The organism is Pseudoalteromonas sp. Z1A6, assembly GCF_011378745.1.
GTDB lineage: Bacteria > Pseudomonadota > Gammaproteobacteria > Enterobacterales > Alteromonadaceae > Pseudoalteromonas > Pseudoalteromonas arctica.
Genome location: NZ_WTKW01000600.1, coordinates 1 through 1,289, shown reverse-complemented (window position 1 = coordinate 1,289; position 1,289 = coordinate 1). Strand labels below are relative to the sequence as shown.

Below are 1,289 nucleotides of genomic sequence, written 5' to 3'. Positions count from 1 at the left end.
GCGAAGGCTAGCCCTGAAACACCGCCACCCAAAATTAAATATTTCACTTTAGTCATTTACTTTGTTCCTTAGAATAACTCAATGTACCTTTAACCATCAGCCTTAAACACTGTATAAAACTAAATACATTTTTGTACTCTGAATATTTCTTGATTGAGAAAGCTAAATCATATAAAAGTCCTGAAATGCCAAACAGACGGTAAAATGCAGCACCTTTTGAAAACAACAATTGCTCATTATAATCTGTACCAGAACTTTCTGGTGGATGAATAACTATAGGTAATGGGATATAAACACACTTAAGGCCATTATCTAGTGCATCTTTCAAAAAAATAATCTCATCATGAACACGATATTTACTACCTAAGCCAAATTCTAGATCCAGTTTCAAACCACTTTTAATAATCGATTCCCTTTTAAACGTAATCTCAATAGATGCGCATTTTAGAATGCTCATCTTAGTGTGATAATACTCTTCGTTAGAGTAATTTGGTTTAAAAGGCTTACCTTCTGTTGTTTGTATCTGAAAAGTTATAATGTCAGCGTCTGGATACTTAATATAAGCATCTTTGACTATGCTCTCATAGTTTTCTAAATAACTAACATCGTCATCAGCAATGATGCAGATATCACCGCTTGCATTCTCAATAGCGAGATTTCTACTTTTTGAGGAGCCTCTTTCTTTTTTTGATATCATAGTAATATCATCTAAAGTTTCGGTACCTTCGAAATCTGATTGGTTGATTAATAATAACGGTGAAACTATGCATTTATTTTTCCAATCGATATCACCGATACACGATTTAGCCATAGTTGCCATTAAAATTTGAATATTCATTTTAACTCCACGAGTAAATAACCTCTGCTTTTGACATAATATAGAACTCCCAAATTAAAAAGAAAGAACCATAAAGAAGTATAAATAAGAATAGCTTTCCTCTATTTTTCACATACTCAAATAACATAGCAATGATTAAAAATTCAGAAATCAGGAAAAGCCGACTTGAACGTGATGCAAGCCTTAAATCAAAACTTAAAAGCATGTATAAACATGAACCAGTAAGAAAGCTCAAAATTAAGATTTTGCGGTATGTGTTAAGTTTATCAAACTCGGGGACAATCAACAAAACTAATATAGAGATAACCCATATCTTAAGAAATTCAGGCGTTAACCAGCCACCCTGAACATTAGCATTTTCAATATAAAATTGTACTTTCATTAAAACTGGGTTTGGATCTAATCCGATTAAGTATGTTAGGAGGTTACTAAAGACCCCCGCAAGATAAAA

The 1,289-nt window shown here is 32.5% G+C and carries 2 protein-coding genes; both read right to left on the bottom strand.

The window, feature by feature from the left end; all coding sequences use genetic code 11:
- Positions 1-52: 52 nt before the first annotated feature.
- Complete coding sequence (locus GQR46_RS19825) at positions 53-838, bottom strand: glycosyltransferase family A protein (RefSeq protein WP_024589837.1); 786 nt, start codon at positions 836-838, stop codon at positions 53-55.
- Position 839: 1 nt separating this feature from the next.
- Positions 840-1,289: EpsG family protein (locus GQR46_RS19820; protein ID WP_165742241.1), on the bottom strand; the 450-nt coding region annotated here is incomplete at its 5' end.

Excerpts from the sequence above, each read along its gene's own strand:
- GQR46_RS19825 (WP_024589837.1), bottom strand. The coding sequence starts at position 838 with ATGAATATTCAAATTTTAATGGCAACTATGGCTAAATCGTGTATCGGT.